We start from the raw sequence: 17,259 nt of genomic DNA on the forward strand, positions 1-17,259 counted from the left end.
TAAACGCTTTGGCGGCGAAAAAAGTTTGCGCAAATGAGGCGATACCTATAAAATAATGCCAAACAAACGGCGGCGCCACGGCGATTTTTGACAAAAATGCCAGTGCGGAAGGCGTCTCAAACCAAGTGTTTCAAAAATAAACGCATGACGAGGTGCTGCATGGTAAAGTTATTAATCATCGCAGATGATTTTACGGGCGCGCTGGACACGGGCGTACAGTTCGCCGCCCGGGGAGCCAGGACCTGCGTGGTGACGGACCCGGCCTACGACTTCTCCCGGACGCAGGCGGAGATCCAGGTGCTGGTGCTGGACGCGGAGACCCGGCACCTGGCGCCGGAGGCGGCTTACGGTGTGGTGCGCAGGGCGGTGGAGGGGGCCCTGGGGGCCGGCTTCACCCACATCTATAAAAAGACGGACTCCGCCCTGCGGGGCAACGTGGGCGCGGAGCTCACCGCGGTGCTGGACGGCGCCGGGGCGGATTGCCTTTCCTTCCTGCCGGCCCTGCCGAAGATGGACCGGATCACCCGCAGGGGCGTCCACTACATTGATGGCGTGCCTGTGGCGGAGAGCGTGTTCGGGCAGGACCCCTTCGAGCCGGTGAGAGCCTCCTCCGTGGCGGAGATCATTGCCGCCCAGTCGGAGACGCCGGTGTTGGTCCACGGACTGGAGGAGACGGCGGCGGCGGGCTGTCCGGGCATTCACGCCTACGACGCGGAGAGCGACAGCGACCTTCTGCGGATTGGACGGCAGCTGGGCCAAGAGGGGCTGCGGCTCTCCGCCGGCTGCGCCGGCTTTGCGGCGGCCCTGGCGGAGATTCTGGAGCTGCGGGGCGCGCCTCCGGTGCTGCCGGACCTGGCGCCCGCCCTGTTCGTGGCCTGCGGCAGCGTGAACCCGGTGACGCTGCGCCAGATGGCGGTGGCGGAGGAGCACGGCTTTCCCCGCGTCCACCTCAGCCCGGTGCAGAAGCTGGAGGAGTCCTGGCTGGAGACGCCGGAGTGCGCCGCGGATACCGGCGCGTGGCTGGCGGCCGCGAAACGGGAGCGGCGGTTCATTTTGGATGTCAACGATCCGGAGGGCTGTGACGACACGGACCGTTACGCCAGAGCGCGGGGGATGACCACGGAGGACCTGCGCCGGGGCATCTCCGCCCAGCTGGGCCGGCTGGTCCGGCAGCTGCTGGAGGGCGGACTGGACGCCACCATCCTCTGCACCGGCGGCGATACGCTGCTGGCCCTGATGGGGGCCGTGGATGTGGCGGAGCTGATTCCGGTGTGCGAGCTGGACACCGGCGCGGTGCTCACCGACTTTGTGTATCAGGGCAAGACCCACCATATCATTTCAAAATCCGGCGGATTTGGAGAGCCGGACCTGTTTTACAGACTGGCGTTGTCCATGGGCGCCGGAGATCAAGAGGAGGATGTCATATGCTGACCAAGTACGAATTGAAGATGCCCCACGCTGTGTATAGCGGCGAGGATGCCCTGGGCCGGATTCCGGAGATCTTTGCCGCCAACGGCGTCAAGCGTCTGGTGGTGTTCACCGACAAGGGCATCGAGGGTGCTGGCCTTCTGGATTTCCCCATGGCCGAGATCAAAAAGACCGGCGTGGAGACCGTGATCCTGGACGACCTGCCGGCGGAGCCCAGCTATATGGAGGCCCAGAAGCTGGTGGACCAGTGCAAGAAGTGCGGCGCGGACTTTATCATGGCCGTGGGCGGCGGCAGCGTTATGGACACCGCAAAGCTGGCCAGCATCCTGATGACCGACGAATATGGCATTAAGGAGCTGCTGGACACCCCCGGCCGGGCCCGGAAGTGCATGAAGACTTTGATGATCCCCACCACCGCCGGCACCGGCTCCGAGGCCACCCCCAACGCCATCGTGGCCGTGCCTGAAAAGCAGCTGAAGGTGGGCATCGTCAACACGGAGATGATCGCGGACTATGTGATCCTGGACGCAGTGATGATTAAGAAGCTGCCCAGAAAGATCGCCGCCGCCACCGGCGTGGACGCCCTGGCCCATGCCATCGAGTGCTACACCAGCAACAAGGCCAACCCCTTCAGCGACGTGTTCGCCCTCCAGGCCCTGGACATGATTCTGAACAACATCCAGCGGGCCTGCGACGACCCCGAGGCCATGGACGCCAAGAACACCATGCTCCTGGCCAGCTTCTACGCCGGCGTTGCCATCACCGCCTCCGGCACCACCGCCGTCCACGCCCTGAGCTATCCTTTAGGCGGCAAGTACCACATCGCCCACGGCGTGTCCAACGCCATCCTGCTGGCGCCCGTCATGCGGTTCAACGAGCCCGCCTGCCGCCCCCTGCTGGCCAAGGCCTACGACCGCTGCCTCCGGGGAGACGCCAAGACCCAGGAGGAGAAGAGCGCCGCCGTCATCGCCCGGCTGGAGGAGATCGTCAAGCACCTGGACATCCCCACCAGCCTCACGGAGTTCGGCGTGCCCAAGGAGGACCTGGAGGCCCTGGTGGCCTCCGGCATGGAGGTCACCCGCCTGCTGGTGAACAATATGCGTCAGGTCACTCCCGACGATGCCCGGAAGATCTATCAGGAAGTTCTTTGAATCCGACAGGAATTTATATAAGGAGCGTGCGAACATGAAGCAGGTTGAGATCAAAGGCATCATTCCACCGGTCGTCACCCCCATGAACCCCGCGGACGAGAGCGTCAACATTCCCGAGCTCCGTAACCAGATCGAGCGGCAGATCGCCGCCGGCGTCCACGGCATCTTCCCCTTCGGCACCAACGGCGAGGCCTACATCCTCAGCATGAAGGAGAAGGAGGAGATTCTGGAGGCCGCCGTGGACCAGGTGAAGGGCCGCATCCCCGTCTACGCCGGCACTGGCTGCATCTCCACCCGGGACACCGTGTACCTCAGCAAGCGGGCCGAGGAGATGGGCGCGGACGCGTTGTCCATCATCACTCCCAGCTTTGCCGCCGCCAGCCAGAAGGAGCTCTACGACCACTACTGCGAGGTGGCCAGGCATGTGAACATCCCCATCGTGCTCTACAACATCCCCGCCCGCACCGGCAACAAGCTGCTGCCGGAGACCGTGGCCAAGCTGGCCCGTGACGTGGACGTCATCATGGGCGCCAAGGACTCCAGCGGCGATCTGGACAATCTCAAGGCGTACATCGACCTCACCCGGGACATCGGCAAGGACTTCGCCGTCCTGGCCGGCAACGACGGCAACATCCTCCCCTGCCTGAAAGCCGGCGGCGCCGGCGGCGTGGCGGGCCGGGCCAACCTGTGGCCCGGGACCATCGCCTCTATTTACGACTACTTCGTCTCCGGCGACCTGGAGAAGGCACAGGCGGCCCAGGACGCCATTGTGGCCCTCCAGCGGGTGTTCAAGTTTGGCAATCCCAACACCATCATCAAAAAGGGCGTGGCCATGCTGGGCTACCCCGTGGGCGACTGCCGCAGGCCCTTCAACTACCTCTGCGACGAGGGCGTGGAGGAGCTGAAAAAGGTTCTGGAAGAAACGAAGGATCTCTGCTGATCCAACATAAGGAGGAGTACATATGCGCAAGCCAATCTTAGGCATCACCATGGGCGATCCCTTCGGCAACGGCCCGGAGATCACCGTCAAGGCCCTGGCGGACAAAACCGTCTATGACCGCTGCCGCCCCCTGGTCATCGGCGATGTCGCCGCCATGGAGTACGCCGCCAAAGCAGCCAAAAAGGTCTCCGGCATTGACATGAAGGTCCGGGCTGTCAAGGCCGTCGGCGAGGCCAAGTACGAGTACGGCGTCATCAACGTGTACGACATGGGGATTGTGAAGGCGTCCGACATCCCCGGCGACCCTGAGGACCCCAAGCCCTTCGGCCTGGGCGCCACGGCCCTGGGCGGCGAGGCGGCCTTCCAGTACGTAAAGAAGGTCATCGAGCTGGCCATGAACGGCGAGGTGGACGCCACCATCACCAATGCCCTGAGCAAGGAAGCCATCAACATGGCGGACCACCATTACAGCGGACACACCGAAATCTACGCCGACTACACCAATACCTCCAAGTACACCATGATGCTGGCCCACGAGGAGCTGCGGGTGGTCCACGTCTCCACCCACGTCTCCCTGCGGGAGGCCTGCGACCGGGTGAAAAAGGACCGGGTGCTGGACGTGATCCGCATTGCCAACGAGGGCTGCAAGGCCATCGGCATCAAGGAGCCCAAGATCGCAGTGGCCGGTCTGAACCCCCACTGCGGCGAGAACGGCATGTTTGGCCGGGAGGAGATCGAGGAGATCCAGCCCGCCATTGACGCCGCCATGGCCGAGGGCATCATCATCCCCGAGAAGAAGCCCACCCCGCCGGACACCGTGTTCTCCAAGGCGCTGGGCGGCTGGTATGACATCGTCGTGGTCATGTACCACGACCAGGGCCACATCCCCCTGAAGGTCAAGGGCTTCGTCTACAACAAGGCCGAGGGCCACTGGGACGCCGTGGCCGGCGTGAACGTCACGCTGGGTCTGCCCATCATCCGGGCCAGCGTGGACCACGGCACCGGCTTCGGCCACGCCGGAGACGGCCACGCCAACGAGCTCAGCCTGGTCAATGCCATGGACTACGGCATCCGCATGGCCAACGCCAAGGCGGAGAAATGACCTCCCCTCTTTAACCGGCTCCGCCGGAGAAGATATAGCCACCAAAAATTTGAAAGGAAGAAACACCATGAAAAAAGTATTTGCTCTCATCCTGACCCTGGCCATGGTTCTGAGCCTGGCCGCCTGCGGCGGCGGCGACCAGCCCGCCAGCAGCGACACCCCCGCCGGCAACGATGCCCCCGCCGGTAACGATGCCCCCGCCGCCCCCAGCGGCGAGCAGAGTACCGATATCTCCGGCAGTGTGGACCTGACCTTCGCGGCCCAGGAGGTGGGCACTGCGGCCTATAACTACGCCGCCGCCATCCAGACCGCCATTGTCAAGGAGATCCCCGGCGCCAACATCAGCATTACCACCACCTCTCCCGGCGGCGTGGGTGCGCCCGTCATTGTCAACGGCGGCGCCCAGTGCGACATCGTCATGTCCAACTCCGCTCCCGCCAAGTGGAGCATGGAGGAGGGCATCCTGGGCAACGCCCCCACCCCCGACATCTGCGCCATCGCCGGCGGCCTGGGCCATGACTTCGTCAACGTCATGTTTACCCAGAAGTTTGTGGACGCCACCGGCATCACCACCGTGGAGGAGCTGGTGGCCCAGAAGTACCCCGTGAAGCTGGTCATCAAGACCAACGGCACCTTCGGCGAGCTGGCCGCGGAGAAGGTCTTCGAGGCTCTGGGGGTGACGCTGGAGGACGTTGCCTCCTGGGGCGGCGTGGTTGAGAAGACCGGCGGCGACGCCATCAAGAGCGGCCTGCAGGACGACCTGTACGACATGACCATCGACCACATCGGCGCCGGCCAGGCCAACACCTCCGAGCTGTGCCTGACCCACGACATGTACGACGTGCAGCTGGGCGAGGAGACCATGGCCAAGATGGTGGAGATGGGCTACGACTACGTTACCGTGGAGGCCAACACCTGGAACGGCCAGACCGAGGAGATCAAGACCGTGGGCTCCCAGCAGGTGATCCTGGTGCCCACCAGCCTGGACTACGCCGTGGCCTACCACATGGCCAAGGCCGTGTGCGAGAACAAGGCCGACCTTGCCAGCGCCGTGGCCGCCATGAGCTACTTTGATCCCGAGACCGCCGGCACCCTGACCCTCACCGGCGTGCCCCTGCATCCCGGCGCCGCCGCCTACTACGAGGAGATGGGCTACGCCCACGGCTGATTCCGCCATACATAGCGCATAGGGGCCCGAGGCCCTGACACAAAGACCCAGGAGCCGCCGGGGGACGAGGAAGCCCTCGTCCCCCGGCGGACCTGTTCACACCATCCATATACACCTGAGGAGGGGTATCCAACAATGGGAAAGAAACTCGAATGGCGCCAGCTGGCGGCGATTGCGCTGACAGTGGTGTTCTTCCTGTTCCAGATGTATCTGGCACTGATTAAGCAGCTTCCCACCATGCTGCAGGCGCCTTTGCACCTGCTCTTCGCGCTGTCACTGGTCTATCTCTACAATCCCCCGGATAAGAAGTACCGCAAAAAGCTCCAAAAGGAAAAGGGCGATGCCGTCACGGAGCAGGAGCTGAACAAGTTCGGCTGGTCCCGCTGGATCGACATCCTGGTGGCCGTCTGCATCGTGTTCCAGCTCTGGTACGTGGTGACCCGCTACCAGTCCCTGGTGGACCACGTGCTGTTTATCAGCCCTGTGGACTCCATCGACATCGCCTTCATGGTGATTACCGCGGTGCTGCTGCTGGAGGCCGTGCGCCGCACCCTGGGCGGCATCCTCTTCGGCTTTATCCTGCTGTTTGTCATCTACGCCTGGACGGCCCAGTATCTGCCGGGTATCCTCTACACCCGGGGCAAGCCCTTTGCCGCCATGCTCAAGCAGTTCACCGAGGGCATGACCATGAGCACTTCCGGCATCTTCGGCTCCCCGCTCCAGACCTCCGCCAACAGCCTGTTTTACTTCATCGTATTCGGCGCGTTCTTCTCCGCCTTCGGCGGCGGCCAGCTGCTGATTGACATCGGTATGAAGGCCTCCAACAAGGGTTCCGGCGGGCCGGCCAAGGCCGCCGTCATCTCCTCCGGCCTCATGGGCATGATCTCCGGCTCCGCCGTGGCCAACGTGGCTACCACCGGCGTTATGACCATCCCCATGATGAAGAAGGTGGGCTACGAGCCCGAGGAGGCCGGCGCCATCGAGGCCGTGGCCTCCACCGGCGGACAGGTCATGCCTCCCATCATGGGCGTGGGCGCCTTCATCATGGCGGAGATGCTGGGCATCCCCTACGGCCGCGTGGCCACCGCCGCCATTATCCCCGCCGTGGCCTACTACTTCGCCGTGTTCGTCCTGGTGGATCGGCTGGCCGCCAAGCGGGCCAGCCGTCTGGACGGCAGAGCCGACACTACCATCAAGGTGGAGCGCAAGATCCTCCCCCGACTGTATCTGCTGCTGCCCGCCTTGATTCTGGTGGTGTTTATCATCCGGGGCGCCTCTTTGATGCGGGCCGGCACTATGGGCATCTTCTCCTGCCTGGTGTGCAACGTCATCAGCTACTTTGTGGGCGAGAAGAAGGATTTTGTGAACCTCAAGGGCATCTGGGAGTGCTGCATGGACGGCGCCAAGCAGGCCGCCGAGATCGCCATTCCCACCGCCGCCTGCGGCATCATCATCAACGTGGTCACCGGCCAGACGGCCCTGGCCACCAATCTCTCCGCTGTCATCAGCGGACTGGGCACTGATATGCTGTTCGTGGCGCTGCTGATCGGCATGGTGGGCTGCATGCTGCTGGGCATGGCTCTGCCCACCGTGGCGGCGTATCTTGTGGGCGTCATCCTGTTCGTGCCCTGCATCCGTCCCATCCTCATCGCCAGCGGCATGGCCGACGGCACCGCCAACCTCTGTGCCAACATGTTCGTGTTCTACTACGGCATCATGGCCCAGATCACCCCGCCCGTGTGCGTGGCCTCCTACACCGCCGCCGGCATCGCTGACGGCAACGCCATGAAGACCGGCATCAAGGGCTTCCTGTTCTCCATGGTGGGCTTCATGGTCCCCTTCGTGTTCGTGTACAACCCCGCCATTTTGCTGGAGGGCACCGTGATGGAGATCGCACTGGGCGCCGCCATGCTGCTGGTGGGCACCTTCTTCCTGGCCACCGTGGTCTCCGGCTATTTCAGCATGGAGCTGAGCGTGGCGGAGCGGACGCTGCTGTTTGTGGCGGCCATCTGCCTCATAAGCCCTGAGACCATCACCTCTGTCGTGGGCGTTGTTTTGGGCGTGGTTCTGCTGGTGCTGAACACTGCCCGGAAGAAAAAGACTGTAAAAGTCGCCTGACCCCGAAACGGGAAGATCCACCCCTGAGAGACCGAGGGCGGAACGGCTCCGCCGTTCCGCCCTCTCAGGCTGTCGAAAAAGTCCCGGCGGCCTGCTGATGTCTCGTTTTTCCAATCGCGCGGCAATTGGAAAATCTGCCGCTTCGCTCCGCAAACGGCTGCTCCGCAGACGTTTGCAGGACCTTCGATTTCTAATTGATGCGGGCGCCGCCCCTTGTGCTCCCCGCATAATCTGTGACCTCTCTTCATCCTTTGAAAATTTCACCAGAAAGGCTGATTTTATGAGCTATCCTGTTCTGCCCGGGCTGACCACTGACGGCGTGCTCTATCAAAATTTGGAGATGGGCACCGTGGAGGCCGTCATTCCCCCCGGCGTCCACCCCACCTGCCACTCCCCCGCTACGCTGGAACTCCCCAACGGCGATCTCCTGTGCTGCTGGTTTGCCGGTACCTATGAGGGCAGCGCAGACGTCCACATTGTCTGTGCCCGTCTGCCCAAGGGGGCGGACCGCTGGACAGAGCCCGTGGACATCTCCGGCGACCCGGAGCGCAGCGAGCAGAACCCCTCGCTGTTCTACGGCCCCGACAATGCCGTGTGGGCCATGTACACCGCCCAGAAGGACCGCCAGGCGGGGAAGGACAACATGCAGTTCACCTCCCAGGTTCGCCTCCAGAAGAGCGCCGACGGCGGATTGACCTGGGGGCCCTACGAGACCATCTTCCCCCGGGAGGGCACCTTCTGCCGCCAGGCCATCCAGGTGTTGTCCAATGGCCGGTGGATCTTCGCCAACTGGCTGTGTACCGACTCCGTGGATGGCCTCTCCGGCGACCCCACCGCCTTCCAGATTTCCGACGACCAGGGAAAAACCTGGCGTCAGGTGGATATGCCAAAGAGCAACGGCCGGGTTCACGCCAACGTGGTGGAGCTGGAGAACGGGCATCTGGCGGCCTTCATGCGGGACCGGGAGGCGGCGAATATCTACCGCAGCGAGTCCTTCGACTGGGGCGACACCTGGACCGAGCCCAAGCCCACGCCCCTGCCCAACAATAACTCCAGCATCAGCGCCATCCGCCTCCAGAGCGGGCGGATCGCCATTGCCTGCAACCCCACCTGCACGCCGGAGCCCAGCCCCGGCAAGGCGGCCTGGCCCGGCCTGCGGTGCCCTGTGGCCGTGGCTCTCAGCGAAGACGGCGGACTGACCTTCCCCATGATCCGCTGGATGGAGCGGGGCGAGGGCTTTATGGGCGACGAGAACAGGACCAACAACAAGCAGTATGAATACCCCCACATCATGCAGAGCGCCGACGGCCGCATCCACCTGACCTACGCTGCCTTCACCCGCAAGGCCATCAAGTACGTCAGCTTCACCGAGGCGGACGTCATGGGGGCCAAGCGGGAGACCGTGGGCCTGTACAATCCCACCGCCGCCCAGTCCAGATGAGGGGGAGCCGGTCATGGAGAACAAATTTGAGCTGGCCCACCTGGGCATCAACACCCCGGACCCGGAGTCGGCGCTGGAGCTGGCAAAGCTCCTGAGCTTGGTGTTTAACCTCAATCCCCGTCACGGACAGAAGTCCGAGTTTGCCGGGGAGTATTTCGAGTGCATGAAGTCCCCCTTTCTGGGGGAAAACGGCCACATTGCCATGCGGACGCCGGACCTGGATGCCGCCGTGGAGGAGCTGAGGGGGAAGGGCTTTGCCTTCAAGATGGAGACCGCCGCCTATACGGAGGACGGCAAGCTGAAAAACATCTACCTGGACGACGAGTTCGGCGGCTTCGCCATCCACATCATGCGGGGCTGACCCCGGCGGACCGCGGCGTCGCGTAAAGCGGCCCGGCACTTTTGTGCCGGGCCGCTTTTTGCCGCGCTCAGGCCAGACGGGCGGCGACGGCGTCCAGAAACTCCTCGCTGTCCACGCCCCGGGCCTGGAACCCCGGCTCCACCAGGGGCAGGAGGTCCTTTGTCATCACACCCTCCTCCAGGGTTTGGAGGGAGGCGGCCTCCAGGCGCTCGCCGAAGCGGACCAGGTTCTCCAGCCCGTCCAGCTCGCCCCGGCGCTTGAGGGCGCCGCTCCAGGCGAAGATGGTTGCCATGGGGTTGGTGGAGGTCCGCTCGCCCTTCAAATACCGGTAGTAGTGCCGGGTGACGGTGCCGTGGGAGGCCTCGAACTCCATGGTCCCGTCGGGGGACACCAGGACAGAGGTCATCATGGCAAGGCTTCCGAAGGCGGCGGCGACCATGTCGCTCATAACGTCGCCGTCGTAGTTTTTCAGCGCCCAGATAAAGCCGCCCTTCGACCGGAGACAGCGGGCCACAGCGTCGTCAATGAGGGTGTAGAAGTAGGTAATGCCCAGTTTCTTGAACTCCGCCTGATAGGAGGTCTCGTACTCCTCCTCAAAAATCCGCTTGAACTCCCCGTCGTAGACCTTGGCGATGGTGTCCTTGGCGGAGAACCACAGGTCCTGCTTTTGGGACAGGGCGTACTGGAAGCAGGAGCGGGCGAAGGCCCGGATGCTGGACTCCTTGTTGTGCTGGCCCTGCCAGACGGCGGGGCCGTCCACGGTCTGGACGGTCAGCGTCCGCTCCGCTCCGCTCTCGCCCTTGAAGGTGAGGACGGCGGTGCCCGGCTCCTCCGTGGTCATGTCCGCGGCCTTGTACATGTCGCCGTAGGCATGGCGGGCGATGGTGATGGGCTTTTCCCAGTTTTTCACCACGGGCCGGATGGCGGGCAGGATGATGGGAGCCCGGAAGGCCGTGCCGTCCAGAATGGCCCGGATGGTGCCGTTGGGGGACTTCCACATCTCGGTGAGCTCGGGATACTCCTCCATCCGCTGACGGTTGGGGGTGATGGTGGCGCATTTTACCGCCACGCCCAGACGTCTGGCGGCATTGGCGGCGTCAACGGTGACCTGGTCCTTTGTGGCGTTGCGGTTCAGGAGTCCCAGGTCGTAGTACTCGGTTTTCAGGTCCACAAAGGGCAGAATCAGCTTCTCCTTAATCATCCCCCAGAGGACGCGGGTCATCTCGTCCCCGTCCATCTCCACCAGGGGGGTGGTCATCTTGATCTTTTCCATAAAAACGCCTCCTCACATGACATGCAGGTCGATGAATGTCAGCGCGGCTGTTTGATCGTCCAGCTTCCGCAGGAAGAACTGGGCCGTTAAATCGCTGGGCTCCCCGTTCAGGGGGACCTTGTGGTAGTCGATGACCGCCGCCGTGTCGTCCCGGCCCATCCAGCGGCAGTCCCAGGAGATGTCGACGGCCTTGTGAATTTCCTCCCGGCAGGGGCTGCCTTTCAGGGAGGTGACCTTGTAGTCGGCGCGGCCGAACTCCCTGGCGGCCTCCTCCCGGGTGTATCCAGGGCAGCCGTAGCCGTAGACGGCGGACGCCAGCAGCTCCGGAGTCCAGTCTCCGGTGTTGGTGTCAATGAGGAACATGGACAGGGCCTCCTCGTACCTCTCCTCCGCCAGCAGCTCCGTCCACTCCTCCAGCAGGGCGATGATCTCCTCCCGGCCCGCGCCGGCGGGCAGGGTGCGGAGCTTCGGGTCCGCCCGCTTGGCGTAGTAGTTCATGAGGCAGCCGTCCAGGATAATCTCCTCTTCGTCAGGCGTGAGGGGCGGGAGGTGCAGGGTGATGTCCTCCACGCCGCCGTCACGCCTGAGCACCTTGGCGTGGATGTCCTGCCGGTGGTAGCGTACGGCGTGCCGGACGTTCGGAACAAAGATACAGTCCCCCGCCTCGTAGGGGAACTCCGTCCCCTGGTCCAGGGTGAAGGGCAGGATACCCCAGTTGATGCAGTTGGAGCGGTAGCGCTTGGTGGCGAACTCATAGCAGATGTTGGCCAGGCCCCCCAGCACCTTCTGACAGCTGGCGGCCTGCTCCCGGGCGGAGCCGTCGCCGGGCTTGTTGGCGAAGACGCAGGAGCCGAACTGGGTGTTTTCCGCAGAGACACGGTACCGCTCCAGCTGGGCAAGATGGGTCTTGGTGAGGGGCTTGCCCTTTTGGCTCTTTTCCAGCATGGTCTTGTCGGCCGCGTATTGGACAGCGCCGGCCAGGCTCAAAAGCTTTTGCAGCTTTTCCGGCGTCTTGCCTGCCAGCCGCTTGGCCTCCATCTCCGCCGCGGCCTTGGCCCGTCCCACGTACTCCGGCTCCCGGCGGGACAGGGTGAACTCCGCCAGCCGCAGGGGGTTGGAGCGGTAGCTGGAGGTCTCGCCGGAGGGGATCAGCTCGTCGGTGGTGGTGACGGGGTCCCGCAGCACCGCCGCCAGCTCCACCAGCAGATGGTCCGCCAGAGGCCGCATCCTCGGCCAGTCGGTGATGTTGGGGCCCAGGATCAGCTCCTCCTCCGGGCGGGGCCTCCCGAAGCCGTTGTAGACCCGCTTTTCATATACGCTTTCGTCGAAGTGGTAGGGGCGCCGGACGGGCTCGTAATCCGCCTCCGTGGCGGGGGTGATTCTGCCGCCGTTTCGGGCCGTGGCGGCAATGGACCGGGCGTCCATGAGGCACACGGCGGCGAACTGGCCCTCCCCGGGCTTGGAGCCCTCCCGGTTGGGGAAGTTGCGGGTGGTGTGGCGGAGGGAGAGGCCGTTGTGGGCGGGCACGTCCCCCGCGCCAAAGCACGGCCCGCAGAAGCTGGGCTTGATGACGGCGCCGCTTTGCAGCAGGTCCGCCGCGGCCCCGATCTTTGTCAGCTCCAGGCTGACGGGGACGCTGGTGGGGTACACGTCCAGGGTGAAGTACCCGTCTCCGCAGCTCTCGCCCCGGAGGATGTCCGCCGCCTCGGTGATGTTGTCAAAAAGGCCCCCGGCGCACCCGGCAATGACGCCCTGGTCCGCCCAGACGCCGCCGTCCCGGACCTTCTGCGTCAGGCGGATGTCCGCCTTGGGGAAGCGCTTTTTGGCGTCGGTTTCCACCTGGGCGAGAATCTCCGGCGCGTTTTCCAGAAATTCCCGGATGGTCCAGGCGTTGGAGGGGTGGAAGGGCAGGGCGATCATGGGCTCGATCCGGGAGAGGTCCAGCTCGATGTACTTGTCGTACCAGGCGAAGTCCCCGGGGCGGAGCTCCTTGTACTCGGAAGAACGGCAGTGGGCGTCGTAGAAGCCCTTTGTCTCGCCGTCGGTCTCCCAGATGGAGGAGAGGCAGGTGGTCTCGGTGGTCATCACATCGATGCCGTTGCGAAAGTCGATGGGCAGGGCCGCGACGCCGGGGCCCGCGAACTCCAGGACGCAGTTATTCACAAAGCCGCTTTCAAAAGTGGCCTTTACCAATGCGATGGCCGCGTCATGGGGTCCTACGCCCTGCTTGGGCGCGCCGGTGAGATAGACCAGCACCACTTTCGGATAGGGTACGTCCCAGGTGTTTTTGAGAAGCTGCTTGGCCAGCTCCGGCCCGCCTTCGCCCACGGCCATGGTGCCAAGGGCGCCGTAGCGGGTGTGGGAGTCGGAGCCCAGGATCATCTTCCCGCAGCCGGCCAGCTGCTCCCGGGCGTAGGAGTGGATGACGCTCTGGTTGGCGGGGACATAGATGCCGCCATACTTCCGGGCGGCAGAGAGGCCGAAGACGTGGTCGTCCTCATTGATAGTGCCGCCCACGGCGCACAGGGAGTTGTGGCAGTTGGTCAGGGCGTAGGGCATGGGGAATTCCCGCATGCCGGAGGCCCGCGCCTGCTGGATGATGCCCACGTAGGTGATGTCGTGGCTGGCCATGGCGTCGAAGCGGATCTGGAGCTTCTCCGGGTCGCTGGAGACGCTGTGGGCCTGGAGGATCTGCCAGGCCAGGGTCTTCTTCCGTCCCTCCTGCGGGGAGATGGGGGCGGCGGTGCGGAGGGCGCCTTCCGCCAGGAAGACGCCGGTATCGTGGAGAGTGAGCATGACGGAAACCTCCTGAAAATTAGAAATTAGGCGAGAGAGGCAGGCGCACGGACATGGACGGCAATCAGGCTCTTGGAAATCCTTGGTCAGAGGGGAATTTCAATCAAAGCGCCGGACGCCGGAATTTCTCATTCCCAATTCCGCGTACTTTGCGGGTTTGAGAATTGCCCTGGAAATCAGCAGCGCTCCGCCAGGGGGACATAGGGCGTTCGCCTGGAGATGGTCTTGTAGGCGGGGCGGATAATGCGGGGGTCCTCGGCGCAGCACTCCTCAATGCGGTGGGCGCACCAGCCGGGCATCCGGGCGCTGGCGAAGAGGGCGGTGTACAGGTCCGCGGGAATGCCCAGGAGCTTGTAGACGAAGCCGGAGTACAAATCCACGTTGGCGCAGATGGGCTTGTCGGTATCCCGCTCGTTCTGGAAGACCTCCGGGGCCAGCCGTTCCACGGATTCGATGAGGTCCAGCTCCTTCACCATGCCCTTCTTCTCCGCCAGGTGGCGGGAGAACTGCTTGAGGATCTCCGCCCGGGGATCGGAGAGGGTGTAGACCGCGTGGCCCATGCCGTAGATCAATCCCGTGCCGTCCCCCAGCTGGCGGCGGAGGATGCGGACCAGCTGGTCCCTCACCTGGCCGTCGTCGGTCCAGTCCCGCACGGCCCGCTTGAGGTACTGCATCATCTCCACCACCTTGATATTGGCGCCGCCGTGGCGGAAGCCCTTCAGAGCCCCCACCGCCGCGGCGATGGAGGAGTAGAAGTCCGTTCCTGAGGAGGTGAGGACGCGGCAGGCGAAGGTGGAGTTGTTGCCGCCTCCGTGCTCGGCGTGGAGGATCATGCAAAGGTCCAGGAGCTTTGCCTCGTCGTCGTCGAACTTCGTGTCCTCCCGCAGGGAGTAGAGGAAGTTCTGGGCCACGCTCATGTCCGTCCGGGGGCGGTGGAGGTACAGGCTCTCCCCGTCGAAGTAGTGGCGCTTGGCGGCGTAGGAGTGAGCGACGATGGTGGGCGTCCTGGCCACCATGCGGAAGGACTTGAAGAGCTCGTTTTCCAGCGTCATGTTCTCCGCCTCGCCGTCGTGGGAGTGGAGGGCCACAATACAGCTCTCCAGCTTGTTCATAATGTTTTTGTTGGGGGAGCGGAGGATCATGTCCTCGCTGAAATAGCCGGGCAGCTGGCTCCACTTGGCCATGAGGTACTGAAACTCCGTCAGCTGGGGGGGCGTGGGCAGCTGGCCGAAGAGCAGCAGGTACACCGTCTCCTCGAAGCCGAAGCGGTCCTCGGCGATGCACTGCTGGATGATGTCGTTGATGCTGATGCCCCGGTAGAAGAGCCTGCCCGGCCGGGGGACCTTCTTCCCGTCCACCAGGTCGTAGCCGTCCACGTCGCCGATGGAGGTGACGCCTGCCACCACGCCGGTGCCGTTGGGGTAGCGCAGGCCCCGCATAACCCCCTCGGCGGACTGGCTGGGGGGGAAGATGTCGTTTTCGCGGATGAAGTCCTCGGAGCCGCTGACAAAGGACAGTGAGGACTCGATCAGGTCCTGGTGCCGGAGCATCCGGCGCAGGTCCCGGTCAACTTTGTAAGACATTCGTATAACCGCCTTTCATGAGGATGGGCGGGGAAGGCCCCGCCGTATGGCGCGCGGGCCCGGGCAGCGTCCGGACCCGTGAGAAAATATTTTTTTATTATATCAGATGCCGCCGTTTTTTTCAATCCCGGAAATCCGCAGGGGGGTTAAAACGCGCATTTTGTCATCCGCGACGGATGGCAGGGGAAAGCGGATTTGGGCGGCGTCCATCTGGAAGGAGAGCGCCGCCCCGGCGGCAAAAGCTCCGGCGGCAAAAGCCGCCCAATTTTCTGCCTGCCGAATGTCAGGAAGGATTTGCATTTTGTATTTTGGTGTGGTATACTAAGGTCCAACCCAGCGCCGGAGGCGGGTTCGGCGGTGCGGGCCGGGGGATGCAAATCCCCTTGGGAGACACATTTTCCCCGTTTTTGACAAAAAGTTTTATAACCAGTCTCTTTTTGGAGAACTTGATTGTTTGAGCCGGAGATTTTTTCCGTTCGGCTCCCGCGGCCGCCGGTATGAAGCGGCACTGGGTGGGCAAACTGTTTCTGTGAAATACCGGGACGGCTTGCCGCCACAAAAGAACATCCTTGAAAAGAGGGTCAGACTTTGACGAAGTATATTGTGCAGGGCGGAAAGCCCCTGTTTGGCGAGGTAGAGATCAGCGGCGCGAAGAATGCCGCCGTCGCCATCATCCCAGCCGCCTTGATGGTGGACGGCGTCTGCCGGGTGGAGAACCTGCCCCAGATCTCCGATGTGACCATGAGCCTGAAAATTCTGGAGAACCTGGGCGCCCAGATCCGCACGATCAACCGCCATACGGTTGAGATCGACTCCACCCACATCCACTCCACCCGGACTGACTACGAGCTGGCGCGGAAGATCCGCGCCTCCTACTACCTCATCGGCGCCCTGCTGGGCCGTTTCGGCCACGGCGAGGTGGCCATGCCCGGCGGCTGCAACTTCGGCGGCGTCCGCCCCATTGACCTCCATGTCAAGGGCTTCACCGCCCTGGGGGCCAAGGTGACGGTGGAGGGCGGCTTTATCCGCGCCGCCACGGACCGGCCCCGGCTCAAGGGGGCCAACGTCTATTTGGACGTGGTCTCCGTGGGCGCCACCATGAACATCATGATGGCCGCCGCCATGGCCGAGGGGAATACTGTCATTGAAAACGCCGCCCGGGAGCCTCACATCGTGGACCTGGCCAACTTCCTCAACTCCATGGGGGCCAACATCCGGGGTGCCGGCACGGACACCATCAAGATCCGGGGCGTGGAGCGTCTCACCGGCGGCACCTATGCCATTATCCCCGATCAGATCGAGGCGGGCACCTACATGACCGCTGTGGCCGCCACCGGCGGGCAGATCCTCATCAAGAATATTATCCCCAAACACATGGACTGTATCACCGCCAAGCTGGTGGAGATGGGCGTAGAGGTGGAGGAGAACGAGGACACTCTCCTGGTCCGCCGCAACGGCCCCCTCCAGCGCACCAACGTCAAGACATTGCCGTATCCGGGCTTTCCGACGGATATGCAGCCCCAGATCACCACAGTTCTCTCCCTGGCGGAGGGCACGTCGCTGGTGACGGAGGGCGTCTGGAGCAGCCGCTACCGCTACGTGGACGAGCTTCGCCGCATGGGCGCTAAAATTCAGGTGGACGACAAGACCGCCGTGGTGGAGGGCGTGGACCATCTCACCGGCGCTCCGATCCAGGCCAGCGACCTGCGGGCCGGCGCGGCTCTGGTCATCGCGGCCCTGGCCGCCCACGGCGAGAGCGAGGTCAGCCACGTGCAATACATTGAGCGGGGCTATGAGAATATTGTGGAAAAGCTCCGGGCCGTGGGGGCGGAGATCCGCTCCGTGGAGGAGCCGGAGCGGGCGGCGCTGGACGCGGGATGATGTTGTCCCCCTCAAGG

General features: G+C 63.8%; 12 protein-coding genes. 9 read left to right on the forward strand and 3 right to left on the reverse strand.

What is annotated here, in order from left to right; genetic code table 11:
• Positions 1-159 precede the first annotated feature (159 nt).
• The 8 genes from C816_RS00080 to C816_RS00115 all read left to right on the forward strand — a co-directional run bounded on the left by C816_RS00080 (position 160) and on the right by C816_RS00115 (position 9,709).
• Complete coding sequence (locus tag C816_RS00080) at positions 160-1,431, forward strand: four-carbon acid sugar kinase family protein (protein ID WP_016320357.1); 1,272 nt, start codon at positions 160-162, stop codon at positions 1,429-1,431.
• Entirely contained in the window at positions 1,425-2,579 is a 1,155-nt protein-coding gene (locus tag C816_RS00085; protein WP_016320358.1) for an iron-containing alcohol dehydrogenase, read from the forward strand. Before C816_RS00080 ends, C816_RS00085 begins: the two co-directional genes overlap by 7 nt.
• Before the next feature lie 34 nt (positions 2,580-2,613).
• Entirely contained in the window at positions 2,614-3,519 is a 906-nt protein-coding gene (gene dapA / locus C816_RS00090) for a 4-hydroxy-tetrahydrodipicolinate synthase (protein ID WP_016320359.1), read from the forward strand.
• Positions 3,520-3,541: 22 nt separating this feature from the next.
• Positions 3,542-4,621 carry a 4-hydroxythreonine-4-phosphate dehydrogenase PdxA gene (pdxA, locus tag C816_RS00095; RefSeq protein ID WP_016320360.1) on the forward strand — a complete coding sequence of 360 codons (1,080 nt, stop codon included), beginning with the start codon at positions 3,542-3,544 and terminating at the stop codon, positions 4,619-4,621.
• A gap of 67 nt (positions 4,622-4,688) precedes the next feature.
• On the forward strand, positions 4,689-5,789 hold the full coding sequence (locus tag C816_RS00100) for a TAXI family TRAP transporter solute-binding subunit (protein WP_016320361.1): 1,101 nt from the start codon (positions 4,689-4,691) through the stop codon (positions 5,787-5,789).
• Between the two features lie 135 nt (positions 5,790-5,924).
• The gene (locus C816_RS00105; RefSeq protein ID WP_016320362.1) at positions 5,925-7,907 is read left to right on the forward strand and encodes a TRAP transporter permease; all 1,983 of its coding nucleotides are present in this window, start codon (positions 5,925-5,927) and stop codon (positions 7,905-7,907) included.
• A gap of 280 nt (positions 7,908-8,187) precedes the next feature.
• Positions 8,188-9,348, forward strand: coding sequence for a sialidase family protein (locus C816_RS00110; RefSeq protein WP_016320363.1), 1,161 nt, complete (start codon positions 8,188-8,190; stop codon positions 9,346-9,348).
• A 13-nt stretch (positions 9,349-9,361) separates the two neighbouring features.
• Complete coding sequence (locus tag C816_RS00115; RefSeq protein ID WP_016320364.1) at positions 9,362-9,709, forward strand: VOC family protein; 348 nt, start codon at positions 9,362-9,364, stop codon at positions 9,707-9,709.
• 67 nt (positions 9,710-9,776) lie between these two features.
• Here C816_RS00115 and C816_RS00120 read toward each other — a convergent pair whose 3' ends face one another.
• The 3 genes from C816_RS00120 to C816_RS00130 all read right to left on the reverse strand — a co-directional run bounded on the left by C816_RS00120 (position 9,777) and on the right by C816_RS00130 (position 15,361).
• Positions 9,777-10,982, reverse strand: a complete 1,206-nt coding sequence (locus C816_RS00120) for an NADP-dependent isocitrate dehydrogenase (protein WP_016320365.1) — start codon at positions 10,980-10,982, stop codon at positions 9,777-9,779.
• 12 nt (positions 10,983-10,994) lie between these two features.
• The gene (locus tag C816_RS00125; protein WP_016320366.1) at positions 10,995-13,778 is read right to left on the reverse strand and encodes a hydratase; all 2,784 of its coding nucleotides are present in this window, start codon (positions 13,776-13,778) and stop codon (positions 10,995-10,997) included.
• A 176-nt stretch (positions 13,779-13,954) separates the two neighbouring features.
• Positions 13,955-15,361 carry a citrate synthase gene (locus C816_RS00130; protein ID WP_016320367.1) on the reverse strand — a complete coding sequence of 469 codons (1,407 nt, stop codon included), beginning with the start codon at positions 15,359-15,361 and terminating at the stop codon, positions 13,955-13,957.
• 588 nt (positions 15,362-15,949) lie between these two features.
• Between C816_RS00130 and C816_RS00140 the strand changes: the two genes are divergently transcribed.
• Positions 15,950-17,242 (forward strand): UDP-N-acetylglucosamine 1-carboxyvinyltransferase, encoded by a 1,293-nt coding sequence (locus tag C816_RS00140; protein WP_016320368.1) that lies wholly within the window; start codon positions 15,950-15,952, stop codon positions 17,240-17,242.
• Positions 17,243-17,259: the final 17 nt, after the last annotated feature.

It is taken from the genome of Oscillibacter sp. 1-3 (assembly GCF_000403435.2).
Classification (GTDB): domain Bacteria; phylum Bacillota; class Clostridia; order Oscillospirales; family Oscillospiraceae; genus Oscillibacter.